Here is a 24,321-nt window from a genome sequence, read left to right as displayed (position 1 = left end):
TTGCTCCCCAAGAGTTTATAGGTAAGTTGTACCTGAATTTATTAGAGCAGGGTTGGAAACTGCATGAAATAGACAACATGGACATCGTGTACTACCTCAAACTAATGCGAAGAAAGCTGGGGCAGGAGCAAACTTATATTGATGAAATATTGTAAAGGGGGTGGATAAATTGGCAGAGGTAGGAAGTTTAAATGTTCGAGTGGGGCTTGATGCCACTGGCTTTCAAAATGGCATATCCAACATTAATCAACAACTTAGAAAAGTACAGTCAGAGTTTAAGTTGGCAAGCTCCGAGATTGGAAAGCATGGCGGTGAGCTGGATAAGTTAAGGGCAAAGTCAGATACCTTAACTAATCAAAAGGCATTGCAAAGCAGAAAGGTAGAAGCTTTAAGACAGGCCCATCAAAGGTCAGTAGAGACCAAGGGGGCCGATGCTAAAGCCACACAAAATTTAGAAATCAAACTAAATCAAGCCCAGACTAGACTTAATTACATGGAGCAAGATTTAAAAAACGTCAATAGAGAAATAGCCAAACAGTCCACCTCCTGGTACCAGATGGGAAAAGCTTTAGAACCTGTTGGGCAGAAAATGCAGGCCGTAGGGAAACAGATGGGCGATGTGGGCAAAAACCTCACAAAAAAAGTAACTCTCCCCTTAGTGGGAATTGGTACGGCAGCGGTTAAAGTAGGCTCTGATTTTCAGGCAGGAATGAGTGAAGTACAAGCCATTAGTGGCGCTACTGGTGATGAAATAAAAGCCCTAGAGGATATCGCCAAAGAAATGGGTTCTACCACTAAATTTTCTGCTACTCAGTCAGCAGAAGGGCTTAAATATATGGCCCTTGCAGGATGGGATACAAAAGAGATGGTAGCAGCCCTTCCTGGAGTCCTTGACCTCGCAGCCGCTGCTAATATGAATTTAGCACAGGCTTCAGATATCGTCACAGACACTATGAGTGCTTTTCAAATGGAAGCTAAAGAAGCTGAAACAGCGGTAGATATCTTTGCAGCGACTTCTTCTAAATCGAACACGGACGTACGTCAGCTTGGAGAAGCCATGAGGTATGCCGGTGCTTCGGCTAATGCTGCAGGAATGGATCTGGTGCATACAAACACTGCTCTTGCTATCTTTGCCGATTCAGGTATTAAAGGGTCGCAGGCAGGAACTACTTTTGCAGCTGTGCTAAGGGATATCAGAAATAGTGCTGAAGATGGGTCAATTGCAATTGGTGAAACAGCCGTAGCCGTCTATGACGCTGAAGGGAATATGAGAGACCTTGGCAGTATTATGGCAGATGTTGAAGCCGCGACAAAAGGGATGTCTGATGCCCAAAGAGACGCCGCCCTTGGAGCTATATTTGGCGAGCAAGCTATGCGTGGTGTTAACATTATGCTGGCAGAAGGCTCAGAGAAATATACAGAGTTGGAGGCAGCCATTCGAGGTTCTGATGGTGCAGCAGGTGATATGGCTTCCACTATGCAGGATAATCTTCAAGGGGAACTGACCAAATTAAAATCTGCGCTTGAAGGGGTGGCCATTCAGATCTTTGAGGTATTGGTCCCTCACTTAAACACACTTGTGGCGAGCCTTCAAAATGCAGTAGCTTGGTTTTCAAACCTTGATGAGAGTACCCAAGAGACCATTATTAAAGTCGCAGCCCTTGTAGCTGCTATTGGTCCACTTCTTATTATCGGTGGGAAAATCGTATCTGGCGCTGGAGCGATTATTGGAGTCTTTTCTAAAATTTCCATCGCCATTGCCGGTAAAACAGCAGCCGCAGGAACAGCTACTGCCGCAACAGGAGGACTGGTTGCAGCAAAAGGGGCACTGGCAACAGCAGCGACCGTCCTAACAGGCCCCATTGGCCTTGCCGTAGCAGCGGTAGCAGCGCTAACCGTAGGCGGAATTGCCCTTGCTAGACATTTAAGAGAGGACAGCATTCCCGCTGTTGACTTATTCGGTGATGAAGTATCTGCATCCACGGAGGAAGCGGTAGGTGGATTTATGGAGCTTAACGAAGAGGCGACTATTGCTCTTAACCAGCTTTCATGGAGTGGTCAGACGGTAACCGAAGAAATGGCCGAAGGAATCACATCAAACTTTACACAGATGGCAGAACAAGTCCAAGCTGGTCTTGATGAACATCATGAAGAATCTTTAGCAAAGATGCAAGACTTTGTCAGTAACAGTGCAGAAATGTCAGAACAAGAGCAGCAGGAAGTTTTAGAGAATATGCAAACAGGCTATGAAAATAGAAAACAGGCTATAGCTGATGGAGAGGCGAGGATAAAAGAAATCCTAGATACAGCGTCTGAAGAAAAAAGAGCTCTAACTAAATCGGAGCAGGAAGAAATCAATGCTATCCAACAAGAAATGGTGGAAACAGGCATACAAGCCTTATCTGAAAGTGAGCTAGAATCAAAAGTCATTATGGAACGAATGAGAGCTCAAGCGGGAGAGTTGAGTGCCTTACAGGCGGCTGAAGTGGTGCAAAACAGCATAGAGCAAAAAGAAGGTGCTATTGAAGCGGCTAAGGACCAGCATGATGAGGTCATCCGTGAAATCATACGTCAACGGGATGAAGCAGGGAGTATCACAAAAGAGCAAGCCGATCGTTTGATTCAGGAGGCAGCTAGGCAGAAGGAAGAGTCTATCAAAAACGCTAAAGAGATGCACGATAGTGTTATTTCAGAGGCAAAAATTCAGGCAAACGAGCATGTAGATCAAGTGGATTGGCAAACCGGTGAAGTTCTATCTAGGTGGGGAGTTATGAAAAACAGCATCGCCGAAAGGTCAAGGGAAATAGGAGATAGTATAAGTAACTCTTGGAACAACGTTAAAAACACAACGACTAAAACTTGGGATGACTTAAAATCTAATACCTCAGAGTCTTGGCAGAACATGCGAGACACTATTAGCGAAAACGGTGGTGGAATACAAGGAACAATTAGAACCTTTACAAATAGGTATAGAAAAGATTGGGAAAATAGCCTAACTGCTATGGACGACTTAACTGGTGGAAGGTTTTCTTCTATGGCAGATAAAGTATCAGAGTCGTTTTCAAATATTGGCGATTCCATACAAAGTGGTATCGACCGCCTTAGAAGCTGGAACGAGCAAAGGATAGAAGATAAGGAAGTTACCATTACTCAAAAAGTTCAAAACATAACAGAAAATATTACAAGTAGGGTGCCAACTCCATTTCAAAGAAACTTTCAAGGGACAAGCTTTTTTCAAGGTGGGCTAACTATGGTAGGAGAGCTAGGTCCAGAGCTTGTTGAACTGCCCAGGGGCTCTAAGATATATAACGATTACCACACAGAGCAGATTCTAGATAAAAAAGCCGATATCAACCACACAGGAACAATTAAAGTGGTAGGGGTAAGCAATCAAAACGAACTTTATGAAACAGTTGATATTATCATGGATAGGCTACGTCAGGAGGCTAGAGGCTAATGGATGATATTAGAATTGAAAGCATGGAAAAAGTACGCCTTAGTGAAATTGTTAAAAAAGTCTATCCGCCAAAATATAGAAGTATTAAAATAACAAACCAACTGTTAGATGGAAGTTACCACACCCAAGTTATAGGTGACCCTCAAAAAAGTATTAGCTTTAAAGTGATAGCCAATCAAGGGCAGGTTGAGATAATAGATGAAATTGAATCCAAAGCCGAATATATAAGGCTAATAGAGTATGATAAAAGTTTTACTGGAGAAATAGATGGGCCTATTATGTGGTCAAGGATTACGGTGGGGTTTAAAGATAAAAACCGCAGGCTTTTTAAAGGGGATGTAAAGTTAAACATCTTAGATGAGGAAAAATACAAATGAGAAAAATACCACCTTCCTTAAAAGAAAAACTTGCAAGTAAAAAGTATACTAAGTATAAAAATACAGACCCCAAGATAGAAGTAACTATCTCAAGACCTCGCTCCTCAATCCAAGATACCACCTATTTTAATACAGAAATTATAAGGGAAAAGGAAGGGATATCAGATATAGCAGTTACACCTCAAAGACTAACCCCTTTAGGAAGGCCAACTGGCATTTATGAGATCCATATAGATAACGGTATAGCTAAAACTTCAAAAAGAGCATACCCAGATAAAAAAGGCGACGGATTTATTAATCAATTCGAAGTAGGAAAAGCAAAGTCTGTAGCAATTGCCTTTGATGGTAGGTGGGAGTTAAACCAAAGAAACCTATGGAATATAAAGACCTATGAAAAGCCTTATATATTTTGGGTAGATAATAGCGGCGCTTTGTATACCCAAAGGTGGGATGCACATAACACAAAACAAAAGCTAGCAGAAGGTGTAAAAAAAGTTACGGCCATACGGGGCTGGAAAAGTGTAGCTGTGCCAGTTCATGACCATGGAGTAGTAGCAGCTTACATTAAAACAGATGGAAAGGTTTATTATAGAAACTATTCAGAGCAAGAAGATAACAATTTTGTATGGGAAAATGAACGGGCCGTTTCAGAGTTTGCTAAAAAAGCCCAAAATATAAACCTCTTTTTAACAAACGACTATCGCTTAGGCTTTATTATCGAAGATGAAAATGAAACCATAAGCTGGGCTATAACTAAAAGAAACTGGGCTGGCATGGCAATTTCACCTGAAAAAATTCATGTTAGGCCACATACTTTAAATATAAACTTTATCCCTATTGATTACCTAGATTTATCGGCTTTAAAAGAAACAATAAATATAAAACCTGACAAAGTAAATTTAAAGCTTTTGTATGCCAGCACAGACAATAGCTTTATGCATATCGAAAACATGCCAGACGCTGAAGAAAACTGGGGCAAGATTTTAATAGTTAGGGTGAAAAATGAACTTTATAACTACAAAGAATCTGACTTTGAAATTGAGGATAACTTTAATAGAAAGTACTATCCTGAAAGCATTGAAAAGATAGATAAAAAAACGTATAAGCTTACATTTACAAACTTTAATGACGTAGGTGAAGAAGGGGTTTTAAGATTTAGAGCAAATGAAACGGAAAATGGAGTGGGTGATGTTTATGAGCCATTTAAGCAAAAGTTTTACCCTAAAAATTTAGTGCCAGAATCACTACCTTTACCTAAAGTGGAGGAGATCTACAATGAGTAGAAAATGGGAAAAATCAGATGGCAAGTTTGTGGTTATAAAGTTTGATAAAGCCCTTACAAATGAATTTAAAGATAAAACCCTAAACAATGATGCTTTTACTATAACAGGAACAGAGTTTAAGCATGTAAACGATCCATTGATTGACAAAGATTATCCACTTAAAAAAGTTGACGCTGTACCGTTATGGTCAGAAGAAAATATAAGCTTAGAGGAAAATCCCCGTAAAGAAGAAAAATCACTATTTTTTCAAGGAAACAACCATATCAGCATCCCCTTTATTGAAAAGTACAGTACTGACAACCTAAGGGTTAAGGCTCGCATTATGACAAACACAACTAGCGGTAACCAAAGAATAGTAAATACGTCAAATGATAATGCTTGGGCGCTTTATATATTTAACGGTCAACCTAGAGTAAACATATATGGCGAGCAACATGGTGGACCAAATGGGGACTACTTCAAGCGCTACAAATTTCATGATATAGAGTTTAGTTACAAAAAGGGTGAAGTGGATATATTCTTTGACGGTGAAAAAGTATATTCCTTTACCACTACTAACAAAGTATTAAAGCCTACAAACGGAATTGAAATCGGTAAACGTGATGACGGTAACTACTTTGATGGCATAATCTCAAATGTTGAAATCTGGACAAATGACACTTTAGTTGGTCACTGGAAGATTGATGAAGAAGCAGGTGACACAGCTTTTGATCTTATAAACAATAACGATGGGGTTATAGATAGACCAACATGGTATTATAACGTTTTTGAGCCTTTTTGGGGCTCTTTTTCTTATAATATAAACACTCAGGGCCAATTAACTGTTAGCACAAGTGATTCAGAAAGATGTGTTTTAACAAACCCCAAAGAATATAAAGACGGTGAAATTTTAATTAAGGCAAAGACGGAAAGTAAATCGAATAACCAAATAAGGGCGCATTTAAGAGCAAAAGGGGACTCTGGTGACGAACAAGGATATTTTGCAGAAGTTTACGGTGGAGATGACATTATCCGTATAGTATCTTATACGCCAAGTACAAACACTCTAGTTTCTAAAGATTATCCATGGGACACAGATGTTTATTATTGGATTAGATTTCAAGCCTTAGGTAACCAATTAAGAGCTAAAATTTGGCCAGACGATAATAAAGAGCCGGATAACTGGATGTTAGAAGTTGAAGATGATCAATATGAGAAAGGTAAGTTTGGTATAGGGTATTTTACATCGACAGGAAGAAAAACCTTTGATCACATCTCATTTTTAGAAGGCGATGGAGTGTACAAGCCTACTAAAGAAGTACAGACAAAGGCGATAGAATCTGAACACCCCTGTATGTTTAAGATAGAAAAAAGTGAGCCGGAAAATACAAAGGTAGACTCTTTTATCTCTTTTGACAAAACTAACTGGCAACCTATAAATAGCGGCGAAGTAATAGATGACAAAACCTTTTATTTAAAGTTTATCTTATCTACAGAAAAAACTTTGATTACACCAACTCTAAAAAGTACTGCTTTAGCTGATAACTTAAAGATAGTTTTAGAAACTAAGGATTTAAGCACAGAAAGATTTCAAAATGTTAAGGGTGAGCTTACAGTTTCATATGACGCTTCAAAAGGTAATTTAACAGGCGAGTTTGGAAGTGTTGAAAGTTTTACTGAAAACTTTAAGCCAGAAGGTTTAAAGCGCCTCTCAAACCCTAATCTCACTGAAAATATAAATGTATCAACAGACTATTTCCTTGAATTTATTAAAGTTAAGTATAAAGGTGTGCCTGCAGAGAAAGAAACAATAACAGCAAAGGCGATAAACTTAGATTTAGACTTTATCCATATAGATGTGATTAACCCATAGAAAAGAGGTGTTATAAATGAAGGTTAAAACAAAAGCAAAAATCCATAACCGCTTTGATATTGAAGTTAGAGATGCTAAAACAAATAAACTAAAGATAAAGGGGCAGGCAGAAAATATTATTTTAAATCGTATGTATAGTCGGTTAGTAGAGTTTGAAAGCTATTTTGATAATATTGTGTTTGGAAGAGGCACAGGAACTCCAGAGCCTACCCGCACATCCCTTTTTGATAGGATTGATAGAAAAAGAGCTACAACAGAAGAAGTTGTCCGAGACTTTCCTGTTAGCTCTTGGACAAAAAGCATCAGGTTAGAAGCTGATGAATACGTAGGAGAGTCGATAACTGAAGTTGGTATTAGTAACCATAACGTAAGTGTAAACACCCACGCTTTAATTAAAGATGCGGAAGGGAACCTCTTAACCATCAACAAAACCGACGTCGATATTATAACTATATATGCCACAGTTTTTATAGAGCTAGATAATTCTAACCCTGATATTGATTTTTTTCAGAAGGGAACTCAAAATAGATTGATCTCATACCTTACAGGTGATGATTTTTCTAACCCTAGACTTGTTATAGGTGACATAGGTGAGACGACCCAAACCGGTGATGTAGGAAACTATATATACTGTAGGTTTTTAACTTCCGCAGCCGACGAGCAAAATCGCAAAGTTACCTTCTCAACCAGGCTTAACACCGACGAAGGAAACTATGATATCTATGAAGTAGCCCTTTCAGATTTGTGTAGGGCTAGCTTAATAAACTCAACTAAATGGCAGCCTTTTAGATTAGAAGAGCAAAATATTGGAGTTGGAGATGGGGAAACTACTGAGTTTGACTTAAAAAGGTATGATATTTTTGATGTAGATATAAAGGTTGATGGGCAAAAGGCAGAAAACATTACACTAAAGAATATAGAAAGTGGATCGTATCGAGAAAAGCTTCCTCTTTGGAAGGCTATAGATTTATCATTAAATCCAAATAACCTTAATATATTTTCAAGCCCTTTTAACGGAAAACCTGAGTACGCCGAGCTTTTGCCAACAACTGTAGTAAAGGTAGATCCAAGTAAAATAGTAGGTAAGACATTAGAGTTTGTCCTTGAAGGGGAATATTTATTTACCGCAAGGCGGGCCTATGTATATGTAGATGGCTCAAATGATGGGGAAGAATTTGAACAAATTTACTCAGCTTCAGATGGAGGGTGGGATCCAAGCACTTATACCTACACTATAGAAGAGCCATATGAATATCTACGGTTTAGATTTTCAGGCCACGATAGTTCAACATCTACCATTCATTCTGTTAGGATGCTAAATGAAAACTATAAAACGCCAACAGTTGTTTTTAACACGCCTCCTAATGAAGGTGCCACGATTACAGCAGATTATACGGTGCCTTATATACCTAAGACAGAGGGTTATGTGTTAGATGTTTCCTTTGAGATACAGTTTGGAGAAGGTTAAGTATGTGAGGTGGATAGGATGCGTTTAGAATTTGAAAAGGTACAAGAAGTTGGTCAGGGTAAAAGTCCTGACCTTCTCCATTTTTATGACAATGAGGCTCAAGTACTATCAATGGAAAACGGAAGACTTTATGGAAAGGCAACGCAAACACCTTTAGGTACTTGGAGCCAAAGGAAGTTTGAACAAAAGGTGGATATATCTGTAGATGATGATATAAAGTATTTTGGTATTAACCTTTTAGGTGGCTTTGGTGCGGTTGGAGCTTACAAGACCGGTGATATCCATAAGCTTTTAATCTATGAGCTTGAGATAGATTTAAGCCCATATTTAGAAAATGCAAGTATTCAGTATGATATAAATAGCCCGGTATCTAGCTTTGACTTAAGTGTAGAAAATGTTAAAAACCCTGACCCTGAAAAACAAGGAAATGTAGGAGTTTCAGAGCATGAGTCTTACCTTACCCCAGGCTCAAGGATAAACTTTAGCTTTAAGATGGGAGATAGTGATTTTTACGATTTAGGAAGATTTTATATTGATAGATCTAATTACAGATTGCTAGATCACGCTGCTTCTTGTAACGGTAGAAACTTAATGGGAAAAGCACTTAAAGATCAGTCCTTTGATGAAAATACAGTTTTAAGTTATAAACACATCCACGAGCATATAAAAGATATTTTAATTTTAGCTGGAGTTAGTCCATATAACATAGTGGTACAAGCATCTAACGTTAAAGCAGGCTATGAATTTGACCCTAATATGGATTATCTTAGCGGAATAAAAGATATTTTAAAAAGTGAAGACAACTGGAAAATAGAAGAGTTAGTAGATGGAAGCCTTGTAGCAGGCAACAATAGTTATGGAGCTTTTAATACTAGAAGTACCTACCAATTTCAAAGAGGTAGTGAAGTTTTCTCAAGAAACATAGTTCGAGATGATATGGACTCTTACAGAAGGGTTTGTGTCCATAACAGAGGGTTTGAAATTCAAATTTATAAAGACGTAAAAGCCTATCAAGGCTGGAACCTAAGAGGAAATAAAACTCTGTATGTAACTATACCTGAAGGAACAACCAAAGACGATGCACAAAAATATGCCAACACTATAGCTAAACAGTTAGAATACGTCGGGAAGGTTGAAACCTTCACTGGGCCCTTTAGACCCTATCTTCTAATTGGAGATGAAGCTGTGATTATAGATGAAAAAGGTGCCGATAATTTAGGCCTTATAACTCAAATACGGCACAGGTTTGGAAAGGGAGGTTTTTCTACTGAGTTTATAGTAGATAGCGGTGGCCAAATCGGCCAAGGCAGGCTAACAGATTATATAAGTAAGATAACTCAACATAAATCTAGCAGCAGAATTTATGATGAGGATTAGTGATATAAACTAAGGCCTTATGATTTAAAGGTTAACTACCTTTTTACCATAAAGCGCCTTTTTATATAGATAAATTAAAAAGAAAGTGAGGGAAGTTAATGAAGGAAATACTGACCTACGCTCAAATCGCATTTGCTGCAGTCGGCGGTTATGTCGGGTGGTTTTTAGGGGGAGTTGATGGCTTTTTGTATGCCTTAATAGCCTTTGTAGTTGTGGATTATATTTTAGGTGTGATGTGCGCTATAGTTGAAAGGCATCTCTCAAGCGATATAGGTGCTAAGGGGATATTTCAAAAGGTAGTTATTTTTGTACTTGTAGGGATTGCCAATGTAATCGACAGCAACGTAATTGGTGATGGAGGTGCTATCCGCACGGCTGTCATCTTTTTTTATCTTTCCAATGAAGGAATTAGCATCACAGAAAATGCAACAAGACTTGGTCTGCCAGTACCAGAAAAACTGGTAGAGGTCTTAGAACAACTTAAAGAAGGAGAGGGTAAGGATGACGTTAAGTAATTTAAAAACTAAATTTATGACTAGAAATGATTGCTATACAGCAGGTAGAACCATTACACCGAAAGGCATCATGGTTCATTCCACAGCAACACCGGGAGTGATGGCAGGTTCCTGGTTTAGTAGGTGGAATAAATCCTACAGAGCCGGAGAGATTAACAGGCAGGTTTGTGTTCATGCCTTTTTAGATGATAAAGAGATATGGCAGTACCTGCCTTGGAACCATAGGGGGTGGCATGCAGGAGGAGCTGCGAATAATACCCACATTGGTTTTGAGATTTGTGAACCTGCAGGACATTCATTTCGAGGTGCTACCATGGTTGGCTATGACGTAAAGAAAAATGAAGCCTATTTTAGAGCTGCTTGGAAAAATGCAGTAGATTTATGTGTATTTTTATGCAAAAAGCACGGCTTAACTGAGAAAGATATCATTGGTCACGCTGAAGGTCACAGGCAGGGAATTGCCAGCAATCATGCAGACCCCGATCATTGGTTTCCTAAGCATGGAGAGAGTATGGACAGTTTTAGAGCTGCTGTGAAGATAGGGTTAAAAAATCCTAAAAATGAAGATTTTTATGTAGGAGATATTGTGAAAATCAAAGACGCTGCAAATCGTTATTATCCTAATGGGCCCCAAATTCCGTCTTGGGTAAAAAGCACGAATCATAAAATCACCCAAAATCGCTCGAACGGAAAAACAGTCTTAAGAGGTGGTAGAAAGGCGGTACTGCTAGGAAAGAAAATCCACAAGCGTACAGGGGACGAATCACCGGGCATTATGACATGGGTTGATAAAGAGATTTTAGAACTGGTGGATGTGGAAAAAGAAGAAAAAGGGGCAGCACCGGAAAAACTATATCGAGTTCAAGTGGGTGCTTTTGGCAAAGAGGAAAATGCAAAGGCATTAATGGACCGCTTGCAAAAAGCAGGGTTTGATGCGTATATGAGGTATGAATGAATTTAACAGTATTAATAACCCGAGGAGTGTAAAAGCTCTTCGGGTTATTTTTTATGCCTTTTTAGGGGTTCGATTGTCTTTAATTTTTTGCATATAGGTACAGGGGTCCTGTAGAAACGGAGGTTGCCTATATGGAAATTACAAAGATCACTAAAGAGCAAAACCCACTGGCGGTTTCAGGCCGAAAGCCTATCAGTCATGAACAGCTTCAAAGAGAATTTGATTATCATCGGGGTGAAAAAGTTCTTCGTAAGATGCTAGAAAAGGAGCTTATATCCCAAGAAGAATTTAGTAAAATCATGCTTTTAAATCGGAAATCTTACTCCCCTATTTTAGCACAGCTAATGCCTGATAAACCTTGATATAGTGGGCGTTCAGAGGTAATATGTAACAGACCTTAAAGGAGGTGAATCAGGTGAGAAAGGTGACAAAAATACAAGAAAACGAAAGTGTGGCGGCTAAAAAAACCAAGCTTCGTGTTGCGGCCTATGCCAGGGTCTCAACAGACAATGTAAAACAGCTGGTCAGCCTTGATGTGCAAAAGCACCACTATGAAACTTATATTAAAGCAAACTCTGACTGGGATTTTGTAGGGATATATTATGATGAAGGTATTTCAGGAACTAAAAAGGAAAACCGAGCAGAGCTTCAGAGACTCATTAAAGATTGTGAGGAGCGAAAAATTGACTTCATCATAACGAAATCAATTAGTAGATTTGCAAGAAACACAACGGATTGCTTAGAGCTTGTCAGAAAGTTGACTAACATTGGGGTATTTATTTATTTCGAGAAGGAAAACATCAATACACAGTATATGGACAGCGAGTTGATGCTAAGCATTTTAAGTAGCCTAGCAGAAAACGAATCAATCTCAATTTCAGAGAATAGCAAATGGGCCATTAAAAGAAGGTTTAAAAATGGAACCTATAAGATTTCCTACCCGCCCTATGGGTATGACTATGTAGATGGAAGCATGGTCGTAAATCAAAAGCAGGCTGAGGTCGTCAAACGAATCTTTACAGATGCGTTATCGGGAAAGGGTACTGAACGGATCGCTCAAGAACTAAATTCTGATGGGGTGCCCACAAAAAAGGGTGGCCAATGGAGAGCAAACACGATCCGGGGCATTCTTCAAAATGAAAAGTATACTGGAGATTTGCTCATGCAAAAAACTTATACCGATGAGACTTTTACCAGGCGAAGAAATAGAGGTGAATTGGATCAGTACTTTATAGAAAACCACCACGAAGCCATCATCAGTCATACTGATTTTGAAGCTGCAAATGAAGCAATCAAACAGCGGGGAAAAGAAAAAGGGGTCAAAAAAGACTGCAGTAAATATTTAAACCGCTATCCTCTTTCAACAAAAGTTATATGCGGTGAATGTGGCAGCACCTTCAAAAGAAGAATTCACAGTTCAAAAAGAAATAAGTATATCGCATGGTGCTGTTCCAAACATATCTCAAATATTGAAAAATGTTCCATGATTTACATTAGAGAAGACAGAATTCATGAAGCTTTTATACTAATGATGAATAAACTGATCTACTCCTATAAAGTAATGCTAAGACCACTTCTTCAAAGTTTAAAGTCCACAGATTATGCGGTTAATATTAATCAAGCGCAGGCAATTGAGTCGAAAATCGAAGAAAACGCTGAACAGCTTAAAGTGCTAGTAAATCTTATGACGAAAGGGTATCTGGAGCCTGCTCTTTTTAATAGTCAAAAGAATGAGCTAATCGAAGAAGCTAAAAATCTAAAAGAGAAAAAGGATATGCTCTATCGGTCAATCAATGGTGAAGTAAATAGAGTGACCGAGCTGGAACAGCTTATAAAATATGTTTCAAGAACTGATGCCATCCTAGAATTTGATGAGGACCGATTTGAACAGTTTGTTGATAGAATTATTGCCTTTTCACCAACTGAAATAGGTTTTGAGCTAAAATGCGGCATTACACTGAGAGAAAGGATGAAAAGATAAATGCCACACATACCTTATGGATATAAAATCGAAAAAGGCGCAGCGGTTATTGACCAAGAAGCAGCAGCAAGAGTTAAGGAACTTTACCGCATTTACCTCTCGGGCCTTTCTCTAAGTAATGCTGCCAAAGAAGCAGGGATAAAGGGATACCATTCAACAATTGCAAAGATGCTTACAAATAAGCGGTATCTTGGAGACGGTTATTATCCACAGATTATTGATAAAGGTACATTTGAACAGGCTGAAGCTGAAAGGTTAAGGCGAGCCGAAATGCTAGGAAGAATCAGAGAGGGGGCGGCCAAAAAAAAGAGCCTAAAAAAATATTTGTTCTCTATGAAAAAACCAGAACAGCTTTACGATGATCCTTTTAAGCAAGCAGAGTATGTTTATAGCCTGATAGAAAGCGAGGTGATTGAAGATGGCAATGAATAGAAGCGTTACGGTTATACCGGCACGTGCCCGAAATCGAACTGGAGAAAAACAAGAAGAAAAACCAAAACTAAAAGTAGCGGCCTATTGTAGAGTATCAACAGATAGTGAAGAGCAAGCATCCAGTTATGATGTGCAGGTACAGCATTACACTTCTTATATTGAAGGGAACACTGAGTGGGAATTTGCTGGAATCTTCGCAGATGACGGGATTTCAGGAACTAACACAAAAAAGCGTGAAGAGTTTAATAGAATGATTGAAGCCTGCATGGCAGGAAACATCGATATGATTATTACCAAGTCCATCAGCCGATTTGCCAGAAATACCCTGGACTGTTTAAAGTACATCCGGCAGCTAAAGGATAAAGGTATTGCTGTATTTTTTGAGAAAGAAAACATCAACACCATGGACTCCAAGGGTGAGATTATGCTGACCATCATGGCTTCGCTGGCCCAGCAAGAGAGCCAATCATTAAGCCAAAACGTGAGGTTGGGTATTCAGCATCGATACCAGCAAGGTGAAATTCAGGTTAACCACAACCGTTTCCTCGGCTATACCAAAGATGAAAACAAGCGTCTGGTTATCGAATCGACAGGAGCAGAGGTGGTAAAGCGTATATACCGAGAATACCTTGAAGGGGCAAGCTTACTTCAAATCGCACGAGGATTGGAAGCGGACGGGATACTGACTGCTGCAAACAAGAAAAAATGGCGACCAGAAACTATTAAGAAAATCTTGCAAAATGAAAAGTACATCGGCGATGCCTTGCTACAAAAAACATATACCGTCGATTTCCTTTCCAATAAGAGAGTTGTCAATAACGGCATTGTTCCACAATACTATGTTGAGAACAGTCACGAGCCCATCATCCCGAGTGAAATTTTTATGCAGGTGCAGGAAGAACTGGTAAGACGTGCCAACCTTTATACAGGAAAGAGTGGAAAAAAGCGAGTTTACAGTAGTAAGTATGCTCTATCCAGCATTGTCTACTGCTCAGAATGCGGTGAGATTTACAGAAGGGTTCATTGGAACAATCGAGGATGCAGGTCAATAGTCTGGAGATGCGTCAGCCGCCTTGAAGAAAAAGGATCCGACTGCTCTTCCCCAACCATTAATGAAGAGGTTCTAAAGGCAGCAGTTGTTAAAGCAATGAACGAAGTGTTAAGCAAAAAAGAAACTTTCCTAGCAGTCTTAAAAGAGAATATTGTCACCGTTTTGAATGAAGGTAGCGACAAAGCCACAGTAGGCATTGATGAAAAACTGGAGGAACTTCAAAAAGAACTATTAAGGCGGGCCAACTCCAAAGAGAAATATGAGGATGTGGCGGACGAGATATACCGCCTTAGAGAATTGAAGCAAAGTGCAATGGTTGACAATGCAGAGCGTGAAGGAAAAAGGAAACGTATCGCTGAGATGGCTGAGTTTATAGATGAGCAAACAGAAGAATTGGAAGAATATGATGAGCAGCTGGCAAGAAGGCTCATTGAGAAAGTGACGATTTTTGAAGAGAGGTTTAAGGTTGAATTTAAGTCCGGAGTTGAGATAGAATCAGAAACTCAAAAATAAAGGATCTAGCCCGTAAAGCGAGTATCGAAAGCTACTGGACGGGTTCCCTTTTGCAGATAAAAAGTAGCAATCATCAAACAATTTCTTCTTTAAATTGTAAACGTTATAAATATCTTTTATAATAGATAGTAAGGGTGTAAACATAGACAAAAAAACCTGAATATACACTCGAGGCTTATTTTAATTGTATATCGCCGGGAAGTTGCGAAAGGGGGATTTTTCTATGAATACTGAAGAACTGTTGATCGACGATTTAAGAGAAGGCATGAGGCAATATTTAGAAATGGAGTATTCACATCTCAAGGATAAGAATGTAGCTCTAAGTGATGCCTTTTATGCCTATAGACATAATGTTGGAGTTGGTTTTTGGGAATCATTAAAAAATGAGCAAGCCATGGAGTGCTGTAGAGAAAAGCTTGAGGAGTACTTTGTTAATGTACGTAAAGTGAAAACCCCTAGAAGTAACTCCTATAGTTATTTGAGGTCAATGAAAATACTAAAAGAATATATAGACAAGAGCTATGGCGGGGTACAGAAATTTCTAGAAAATGAGATGATTGAACCTTTGTCAACAAAGGATGATGAGCATACAGGTGAAGATGAAATAGAAACTGAAAAAAACCAAGGAGTACCCACTCCGAGTAAAAGAGAAATGATTAAATATTTAGATGTTTGGGATAACCTTGAAAATTATACACTCCAAGAAAGTGCTCTTGAAAAGTTGTTTTTCAGAACTTATCCAAAGAATACAGATATAGACGATGTTCTTATTAAGGTATCATCACTTAACGATTTTTATAGTACGAACATTTTCTCTCCGTACACCGTCGCAAAACATATCATAAATTTAAATATTGATGAGAGAATAGAAAGCGAAGATATAACATTAGTAAATGATCTTGCAAAAGTCCATATGGATAATGGCAGCGTGAAAAATTTCTATTCTTTCGCGACAAAATATTGTAGCCATCATAATCCGCTTGCCTTCCCAATTTATGACAGCTATGTAGATAAGGTGTTGAGGTATTTTAGAGACCGAGACAATTTCAGTAAATTCAAAACTCTGGAACTAAAGGACTACAGGGTGTTTAAAGAGATACTTATTCGCTTCAGGAAATTCTATGAATTAGAGGAATACTCATTGAAGGATATTGATAAATATTTGTGGTTGCTTGGGAAAGAGAAGTTTCCAAATAAGTATTAGGGAAAGAAGATGAATCTGTGGGAACCAATTATAAGAAGTGCCCACATTGCGGGGCATTAAATGTTGTGAGGATTTTATATGGCATGCCAACACATGAAGCTTTTATGTTATCTAAAGAAGGTAAGATTAAGTTTGGTGGCTGCTGCATCACCGATACTGATCCTGAATACTTTTGTAAAGAATCTGAATGTGAGTGGGATAAAGAAGCAGCTCTAAATCACGCCCTATAATGAATGGGATAAATTTTGCAAGTTAATTAGAGGAGTGAGTGGTAGAAGTTTTAGTTACCCTTCGATAATGAGTAATCGAAGCTCTAAGCAATGATATTTGCTATGAAAAGCTTAATGAGAGGGAAGTGGGGGATAAATGTGAAAAACCATAAATGTATATATTGTTTACAAATGAAACATGAGAAGGACTTCAATAAAGAGCATGTAGTCCCTCAAATGATGGGTAAATATGAAAATGGCTATGTTTTGAGCGACTTTCAGGTTTGTCAAGAATGCAATTCTTATTTTAGTATCAATGTAGAAAACATAATAGCCCTTGACTCGTACGAAGCATTTTTACGGATGCAGTTTCGAAATACTCCAATGTCAGATGGAAGAAAACTTCAAGGTAATAGGATTCGTTTGATTGGGGACGAAAATATTTTTAAAGGGGTTCCTTTTATTGTGATAACTGATAAAGACAACCCTTATAGAGTTCGCTTTGAATCTGAGCCAATGGTAGGTATTGTTAATGATGTAGAAAGACAAGAATACAATTACTATACAATTGATGATTTGCCCGAAGCAACTGAAGAAGTGATAAGCAAAATGAAAATAGCTCCAAGCCCTATAGTAAATACAGGTATATCAAAAGATGATTTGGATAGAGTTCTTATAGAAAAAGGTTATTTGAAGAATAGTTGCTACTCTTATACCGAAATGTCTGTTGCAGATGTATTTAAAGAGCCTGACTTTACAACGAAAATTAGTTTTAAAATTGATTCGATAATGAGAAGAGTATGTGCCAAAACGGTGTTTAATTATCTGTGCTACTTAAATGGCAAGGAATTTGTTTTAGATTCTAACTTTGACAATATTCGTAAATATATAAGGTATGGTACCTGGTCGGAACAACTTTGGTTTCGCTACTCTAAAGGACCGGTATCATCAGTAGTTATGCCAAACGATACTTCTCATGTTGTTGGTTATATGTGGTTTCCAGAAGATGGGCAATGGATACTATGTGGATGTCTTACTTGGTATGGTGATTTAACATATATATTTAAACTCGGAGAAACACAAAAATCGCTCGAAAAATATAACTTCTTAGATTCTACGAAAATGGCTTGTTTTAATAATGTTAACCGCACGATAATTGTAGATGATTCAGTCCATGTTTATGGGGGAAGAACGTCAGAAATTAAGTAGATATGTTCCCCTATACGACACTTCCTCAAAAATCACCAAAAAACTTATTGATATGTTTCTACATACGACGGGGGGCAAAAATCATTTCAAGACATCAATGCTATCAACTCGGGCCATGTTGAGACAGTTGTACTGATGTCAAGGGTGAACACACCTAAGGCGTAAAATCAGGTTGAAAATGAACCCAATGAACCCACCTAGGATGAATAAAAGAACTAATGTAAATTCTTATTTAATGAGTTAGCATATTTTAAGTTGATGTGTCAAACGGCATAAAAACGCATTTGCTACCGTCAGTTGCGGGATTGCCTACTGGTGTATATAGTGTTCTACTTACATTTTCGGTATGCTTTGTGTGAAAGGAGGAAATATGGCATTTTCAGAAAAAATATATGAGCTTCGTAAAAAAAGCGGCCTTTCCCAGGAGCAGCTCGCAGAACAACTAAGTGTATCGAGGCAGGCCATCTCAAAATGGGAATCTGGACAATCCGTTCCGGAAAGCGAAAAGCTTCTTGCCATCAGTAATTACTTCAATGTTTCATTGGATTTCCTTATGAAAGAAGATAATCCAGCCCAAGATTCATTGAATGCAAAGAAGGGTGGTTATCATATTCAAAAAGGTAACCGAGATAAATGGATGCTCGGAATGATTACGTGTATTGGAGGAATTGTCTGTTTGATAATATGGGGAATCATATCCATTTTCATTCCCTCCACATCTAATCAAATGAAAGAATCGTCAATGATTAGTATTGATGGTAACGGCATCTTTCTTATTGTCTGTGTTATAGCCATTATTGTTGGTGCTGTTTTGCTCCTGAAAAACACTTCTAACAAATAAGGAGGATTACACATGAAAACTTTATCGACCATCTTTTGGATTCTGGCAGTATTGCTCTCCAATGTAATGTGTGCAGTTGTTGCATATAACTATAGTGATATGGTATGGGGAATTAAATATTCTGGTTACAGTGCACCGGTATGGACTGCATTTTTAGCAGGTATTCCTTACGCCATTGGAATCGTAGTCTGTATTGCGCTGGCAGTTCTTTTCAAAAAGAAAGCTGTACTTTAATAAGTATCCTCATCAAAGATGTTCGACGTACTGAGAAATTTATGTCAGCACTAAAGAAAGCCACTAGGGGGGGAGCTTATGATAGACAAACTTAAAAATTATGGCATACAAGGTGCTGAACAGTTTAAAACAGTTACGCCAGTTAAAAAGGGCTGGTCAGCCGATGAAAAATATAAGGTTGTAACTAATTCAGGTCAAAAGCTACTACTCCGTATTTCTAGTATCAAGGAAAAAGAACGCAAACATAAAGAGTTTCAATACTTAAGTGCCATGGACCGCACAATCCGTGCTTCAAGCCCCCTTGCCTTTGGCACCTGTTTAAATGAAGAACGGACATATATAATTTACACATGGGTAGATGTTGAAGATGCTGAAATTGCGCTAAAGAATTACTCAAAAGAAAAACAATATAAAATGGGATATAAAGCTGGACAGTCCCTTCGCAAAATTAACTCAATTCCAATGCTAGATGAGTATGAATCATGGGACAAGCGTTATAATAGAAAAATAGATTCTAAGTTAAAAATGTATGAAAGCTGTGAAGTGGCTTTGGAGGATGCACATAAATTTCTTGAAGTAATTGAACGTTACCGGCCTCTTATTAAAAACAGACCTACTGTTTTTATGCATGGTGATTTTCATGTGGGTAATTTGGTTATTGATAATGAGGGTACAGTAGGGATTATAGACTTTAATCGATTTGACTTTGGCGACCCTTGGGATGAATTTAATCGTATGATTTTCACAGTTGATGTAAGCAATTACTTTGCATCGGGAATGATAAATGGATACTTTAACGATCAGGTTGATAAGCATTTTTTTGAGCTTATGGCGCTATATACTGCAGTTAATCAAATAGGCTCACTGCCCTGGGCCGTTAAATTTGGAAAAAAGGAAGTTGCAACAATGCAGCGTCTTAGTAAGCAAATAATAGAATAATATGATGGGTTTAGCAGAGTGGTTCCTAAATGGTACAAAAAAGCATAATATAATAGGTAAATAATCTAATATAAGGGGAGGTTATACTTGAAAAACATAGACAATCTAACGATCAGCAGAAAGGAGCTCCCCGCAGGTGTAGGGGTTGACCTCTATGTCAATCAGTAGAAAGGAACTCCCCGTAGGTGTAGGGGTTGATCTTCTATGTCAATCAGTAGAAAGGAACTCCCCGCAGAGGTAGGGGTTGACCTCTATGTCAATCAGCAGAAAGGAACTCCCCGCAGGGTAGCAGTTGACCTCTATGTCAATCAGCAGAAAGGAACTCCCCGCAGGGTAGCAGTTGACCTCTATGTCAATCAGCAGAAAGGAAATCCTCGTAGGTGTAGGGGTTGACATCTATGTCAATCAGCAGAAAGGAACTCCTCGCAGGGGAGGGGTTGACCTCTATGTCAATCAGCAGAAAGGAACTCCTCGCAGGGGAGGGGTTGACCTCTATGTCAATCAGTAGAAGGGAGCTCCCCGTAGGTGTAGGGGTTGACCTCTGTGTCAACCCGTCAGCACATGGCTACCCATAATATCAGTATAAAGGATGAAATAAAATGAAGAAAACAAGAAACTTCAACAAAAACTACAATAACACAAAAAGAGGACACAAACCCTCCTCAAAAAAAGAAACAATAGAAGCCAAATGTATAGACTATGATTCAGAAGGAAAAGGCATCATATCTTACAACAATCAACAGATACCCATCCCCAACCTTCTAAAAGGCGAAACTGCAAAAATTGAAATCACTAAAAAAGGGAAGTACATCACAGGAAAGATTTTAAAGGTTGTAAAACCATCCCCTAAAAGAATTAAAGCCAAATGTAAACACTATGAAAAATGTGGAGGATGTCAGCTCCAGCATATATCATATGACGATCAAGCCCAGCTAAAACAGAGTTTGGTAGAAAGATTAATGAAACCCTTTGGCAAAATAAACCCCATCATTAAGATGGACAACCCCTATGACTATCGCAATAAAATACACGCTACATACTCTTATAAAAACAAAGAGATAGTATCGGGGTTTTACGAGGAGCAAAGTCATAAAATAATCCCTGTTGAAAGGTGCCTTATTCAAAGCAGCAAAGCAGATGAAATAAATAAAACAATAAGAGAGCTTATGAAATCCTTTAAACTAAAAGCTTATGACGAAGAAAGAGACACAGGACTTATAAGACACGTGCTAGTTAAAGTAGGCTTTGCCACAAAGGAAGTAATGGTAGTACTAGTTACGATAGGCCCCATGTTTCCATCAAAAAACAACTTTATAAAAGCACTCCGTAAAAAACATCCTGAAATAACAACAATCATTCAAAACATAAACAGCAAAAGAACCAGCATGGTGCTAGGAGACAGAGAAAAAGTCCTTTACGGCAAAGGAACCATAAAGGACACATTATGTGGCTATACCTTTAACATATCATCAAAATCCTTCTACCAAGTAAACCCTATCCAAACAGAAAAACTATACGGTAAAGCCATAGAAATGGCAGATTTTAAAGGAAACGAAGTGGTCATGGATGCTTACTCCGGCATCGGAACAATAGGAATAATTCTAAGCGAGAAAGTAAAATCAGTAATAGGAGTAGAGCTCAACAAAGATGCCGTAAAAGACTCAATAAAAAATGCCAAACTAAACAAAGTGCAAAACGCCCGTTTTTATGAGGGAGATGCCGGCGAATTTATGCTCCACATGAAAGAAGAAGGGCAAAAACTGGACGTAGTAGTAATGGATCCACCACGAAGCGGCAGCGACGAAAGATTTTTATCGTCACTAGTAAAAATAAACCCCAAAAAGGTTGTATACATATCCTGCAACCCCATAACCCAAGCAAGAGATATTAAGTTTTTATCTAAACATGGATATATAGCAGAAGAAATACAACCTGTTGATATGTTTCCGCACACGTCTCATGTAGAGAACATATGTCTACTGATCAAGGATAATCGAGTAGGAGGCGGTGACTAACCGCCGTCCTCTCACACCACCATGCATACGGACCCGTACACAGCGGTTCGATAATTAAATAATTGAACTCTGTCATGTATTAAGCGTAGGTTTCACTAAGCACTCCTAACATTTACCTTCGAGTTCCACTCTATTCTCAGTTAGGTAGTCCCAAAAGGGTTGGCTGCTATCAACATGAGGGGCCTTCTTAATAGCTATTATTTAATTATCGTCAAGTCCTTCCCTAGCCTTATCTTTCGATAGGTTTAAGCGGTACTATGACTTGAACTGACTTCTGAGTGTTCAGCTATATCTCTCGATATAGGTTACTAAGAGAGAAAATTCCATTCTCATGCAGTAGCATGCCACTCAGACCTCCCCAGGTAAGTACGTTAACCTTCCTCCCATATATCTGCCACATTTACTCCTTAGGATTCGGGTAGTGTTGGACTTTGTTTTGTTATGCAAACTCGTCCGTCCTAAGCAAGCCTTATATGTGGTTTGTGTTCCTCAGACCGGGATTTTGCCTAGGGCTTCCTTCAGATTCCACCTCACGGTGGATACCCTTGCCTTCGACTAGTGGTTCCCACTACCAAGTCCACAGCGGACTTTCACCGCCAAGTTAACGCACATGCTGGGCGCACATTAAAAGAACCTACCCATATTTTTGGGTAGGTTCTTTAAAGTTTTTTGCCATATTGAAATATCAAAAGCCTGAACATCCCGTACGTTTTGTCAAGTTTCTTTATAATATGTTTATTTTTAACTTTTTTTCTTTTAAATGGATATAGTTGAACATAAGTTCCCTTAGTTTAGAAAAAGTGCTTTTTAAAAATTACGCAGCTTTACTTGTTTCTTTTTCACGACGTTCATATTTTCTATTGTTTTTGATCATACTCCATATTACTCTTGTTAAATGCCGTCCTAAGGACCGCAGAGCTTGATTGTATTTCTTGCCTTCATCACATTTTTTTTGGAAGTAAACTTTAGATTCATCAACCCTTCGCACATGATGCTGCAGTGCTTGCATCATAGCTTTTTTCGCATGTTTGTTAACTTGTTTAGGTGATTTTGTTCCTTCATATAGGCCAGAACTATTGTCAAGAGGAGCCATACCTAGGTAGATTGCTAACCCAGCCTCAGAGTCAAACCTACTAATTGTACCTATTTCTGCAGCTATTATTCCAGAACAAATAGGGCCAAAGCCTGGTATGCTTCGAATAAGAGAGCCCAATCTTGACTGCCTAACTAATGATTTGATTTGTTTTTCTAATTCAATTAACCTTTCTTTAAGGGCTAATAAGCGCGAAGCATCTTCTGCTATCATAGGGCCTACCCACTCTACTTCTGAGCCAAAGCTAGCTTCCTCTTGCCACCTTTGTAACTTTTTAGCATGTCCTTTACCAACACCTTGAATCTTGAGTATTGTCGGTAATCTAAGTCTTTTTAACTTACGCAAGTCCGGACGACAGCTCAAAAAGCGCAGTACATAAAAGGCATCCACAGATGCAAACATTTTCAAAAAACCTGGGCATACAGATTGCAGATCTGCTTGCATTCTATTTTGTATTATAACTTTTTCTTTAACTATCTGATGGCGACGGCGACTAATACGTTTTAATTTAGTTTCAATCTCAGATGTGTTATGCACTTCTTGAAGCACTTCCTTGCCTTGTTCCATCATTGGGGCCATCATCATAAGGGTGACTATTTGTCTTGCATCCATGCGGTCATTTTTCTCTGGTGTAGCGAAGATTTCTTTAAAACGGGCAAACTTTAGGTTATTAACATTTAGTAACATGTACCCTTTATCTTTAACCATTTGATCTAATGGCCGAGCATGGCCATTAGTCCCCTCCATACCAACAACTATGTCTGATACTTCATAAGCTTGTACAAAAGATGTTATTTGATTAAAGAAATACCTAAACCCTTTCTGGCTATGGGGTATCTCAAAATCCTTTAAAATATCTCCTGCTAAGCCTATAGCTACATGATGATTGTAATAACCTACGTCTACACCAACTATCATCTGCTGACCTTGCATCATTCTCCCTCCTATTTTTTATTTGCACCCAATTAAAGTTGTAATCCAACGTTACGTCTACTAGCAGAGCCACTTCCCGTAGGACGGCATCATCCCGGTCAACGTTACGGACACAACAAAAACGAGGGCGGCATTTCAGGACTGAGTTAACTCATTTCTGAGCAACTGACCCCGCGAGCCACACCCTCGTTTGCTAATCATTATATCAGTTTATATTATAATTTAAAGGGGTGTGACTCAATTTTTTAAAGAATCAGACCCCTTTAATCACAAATTTATACGTAATATATTAGGGGTCTATCTCATATTTCCATGGTAGACCCCAATGTTTTGCACTTTGCTTGGAGCTGCAAAGGACACATTGAAGACAAGGACAGCTGCTC

At 38.6% G+C, this 24,321-nt stretch carries 21 protein-coding genes; 20 read left to right on the top strand and 1 reads right to left on the bottom strand.

Features of this window, described 5'->3' with window-relative positions; genetic code table 11:
• Positions 1-169 precede the first annotated feature (169 nt).
• The 20 genes from PRVXH_RS11460 to rlmD all read left to right on the top strand — a co-directional run bounded on the left by PRVXH_RS11460 (position 170) and on the right by rlmD (position 21,912).
• Complete coding sequence (locus PRVXH_RS11460; RefSeq protein WP_353892900.1) at positions 170-3,457, top strand: phage tail tape measure protein; 3,288 nt, start codon at positions 170-172, stop codon at positions 3,455-3,457.
• A complete protein-coding gene (locus PRVXH_RS11455; protein WP_353892899.1) occupies positions 3,457-3,834 on the top strand; it encodes a hypothetical protein in 378 nt (125 codons plus the stop codon). Before PRVXH_RS11460 ends, PRVXH_RS11455 begins: the two co-directional genes overlap by 1 nt.
• Positions 3,831-5,117, top strand: coding sequence for a hypothetical protein (locus tag PRVXH_RS11450; RefSeq protein ID WP_353892898.1), 1,287 nt, complete (start codon positions 3,831-3,833; stop codon positions 5,115-5,117). The genes PRVXH_RS11455 and PRVXH_RS11450 overlap by 4 nt, the downstream gene beginning before the upstream one ends.
• Positions 5,110-6,969, top strand: coding sequence for a LamG-like jellyroll fold domain-containing protein (locus PRVXH_RS11445; RefSeq protein WP_353892897.1), 1,860 nt, complete (start codon positions 5,110-5,112; stop codon positions 6,967-6,969). The genes PRVXH_RS11450 and PRVXH_RS11445 overlap by 8 nt, the downstream gene beginning before the upstream one ends.
• 16 nt (positions 6,970-6,985) lie before the next feature.
• Positions 6,986-8,437 carry a hypothetical protein gene (locus PRVXH_RS11440; RefSeq protein WP_353892896.1) on the top strand — a complete coding sequence of 484 codons (1,452 nt, stop codon included), beginning with the start codon at positions 6,986-6,988 and terminating at the stop codon, positions 8,435-8,437.
• A gap of 18 nt (positions 8,438-8,455) precedes the next feature.
• Positions 8,456-9,814 (top strand): hypothetical protein, encoded by a 1,359-nt coding sequence (locus PRVXH_RS11435; protein WP_353892895.1) that lies wholly within the window; start codon positions 8,456-8,458, stop codon positions 9,812-9,814.
• A gap of 98 nt (positions 9,815-9,912) precedes the next feature.
• A complete protein-coding gene (locus tag PRVXH_RS11430; protein WP_353892894.1) occupies positions 9,913-10,329 on the top strand; it encodes a phage holin family protein in 417 nt (138 codons plus the stop codon).
• Positions 10,316-11,284, top strand: coding sequence for an N-acetylmuramoyl-L-alanine amidase (locus tag PRVXH_RS11425; protein WP_353892893.1), 969 nt, complete (start codon positions 10,316-10,318; stop codon positions 11,282-11,284). The genes PRVXH_RS11430 and PRVXH_RS11425 overlap by 14 nt, the downstream gene beginning before the upstream one ends.
• A gap of 131 nt (positions 11,285-11,415) precedes the next feature.
• On the top strand, positions 11,416-11,646 hold the full coding sequence (locus PRVXH_RS11420) for an SHOCT domain-containing protein (protein WP_353892892.1): 231 nt from the start codon (positions 11,416-11,418) through the stop codon (positions 11,644-11,646).
• 53 nt (positions 11,647-11,699) lie between these two features.
• Positions 11,700-13,265, top strand: coding sequence for a recombinase family protein (locus PRVXH_RS11415; RefSeq protein ID WP_353892891.1), 1,566 nt, complete (start codon positions 11,700-11,702; stop codon positions 13,263-13,265).
• Positions 13,266-13,697: a recombinase family protein gene (locus PRVXH_RS11410; RefSeq protein WP_353892890.1), complete on the top strand. Its 432-nt coding sequence runs from the start codon at positions 13,266-13,268 to the stop codon at positions 13,695-13,697.
• Positions 13,684-15,261: a recombinase family protein gene (locus PRVXH_RS11405; protein ID WP_353892889.1), complete on the top strand. Its 1,578-nt coding sequence runs from the start codon at positions 13,684-13,686 to the stop codon at positions 15,259-15,261. The genes PRVXH_RS11410 and PRVXH_RS11405 overlap by 14 nt, the downstream gene beginning before the upstream one ends.
• A gap of 223 nt (positions 15,262-15,484) precedes the next feature.
• Positions 15,485-16,465: a hypothetical protein gene (locus PRVXH_RS11400; RefSeq protein ID WP_353892888.1), complete on the top strand. Its 981-nt coding sequence runs from the start codon at positions 15,485-15,487 to the stop codon at positions 16,463-16,465.
• Positions 16,466-16,548: 83 nt separating this feature from the next.
• Complete coding sequence (locus PRVXH_RS11395; protein ID WP_353892887.1) at positions 16,549-16,695, top strand: hypothetical protein; 147 nt, start codon at positions 16,549-16,551, stop codon at positions 16,693-16,695.
• A 138-nt stretch (positions 16,696-16,833) separates the two neighbouring features.
• On the top strand, positions 16,834-17,883 hold the full coding sequence (locus PRVXH_RS11390) for an HNH endonuclease (RefSeq protein WP_353892886.1): 1,050 nt from the start codon (positions 16,834-16,836) through the stop codon (positions 17,881-17,883).
• 370 nt (positions 17,884-18,253) lie between these two features.
• Positions 18,254-18,724: a helix-turn-helix transcriptional regulator gene (locus tag PRVXH_RS11385; protein ID WP_353892885.1), complete on the top strand. Its 471-nt coding sequence runs from the start codon at positions 18,254-18,256 to the stop codon at positions 18,722-18,724.
• 12 nt (positions 18,725-18,736) lie between these two features.
• Positions 18,737-18,958 carry a hypothetical protein gene (locus PRVXH_RS11380; RefSeq protein ID WP_353892884.1) on the top strand — a complete coding sequence of 74 codons (222 nt, stop codon included), beginning with the start codon at positions 18,737-18,739 and terminating at the stop codon, positions 18,956-18,958.
• Between the two features lie 78 nt (positions 18,959-19,036).
• Positions 19,037-19,897 (top strand): phosphotransferase, encoded by an 861-nt coding sequence (locus PRVXH_RS11375; protein ID WP_353892883.1) that lies wholly within the window; start codon positions 19,037-19,039, stop codon positions 19,895-19,897.
• A gap of 349 nt (positions 19,898-20,246) precedes the next feature.
• Positions 20,247-20,405, top strand: a complete 159-nt coding sequence (locus PRVXH_RS11370) for a hypothetical protein (protein WP_353892882.1) — start codon at positions 20,247-20,249, stop codon at positions 20,403-20,405.
• Between the two features lie 91 nt (positions 20,406-20,496).
• Positions 20,497-21,912 (top strand): 23S rRNA (uracil(1939)-C(5))-methyltransferase RlmD, encoded by a 1,416-nt coding sequence (gene rlmD, locus PRVXH_RS11365; RefSeq protein WP_353892881.1) that lies wholly within the window; start codon positions 20,497-20,499, stop codon positions 21,910-21,912.
• Positions 21,913-22,726: 814 nt separating this feature from the next.
• Here the strand turns inward: rlmD and PRVXH_RS11360 are convergent.
• Entirely contained in the window at positions 22,727-23,941 is a 1,215-nt protein-coding gene (locus tag PRVXH_RS11360) for an IS110 family transposase (protein WP_353892797.1), read from the bottom strand.
• Between the last annotated feature and the right edge of the window lie 380 nt (positions 23,942-24,321).

This window comes from Proteinivorax hydrogeniformans, from assembly GCF_040515995.1.
Lineage (GTDB): Bacteria > Bacillota > Proteinivoracia > Proteinivoracales > Proteinivoracaceae > Proteinivorax > Proteinivorax hydrogeniformans.
The sequence above is the reverse complement of the archived record's forward strand: the minus strand, read 5'-3'. Positions and strand labels throughout refer to the sequence as shown.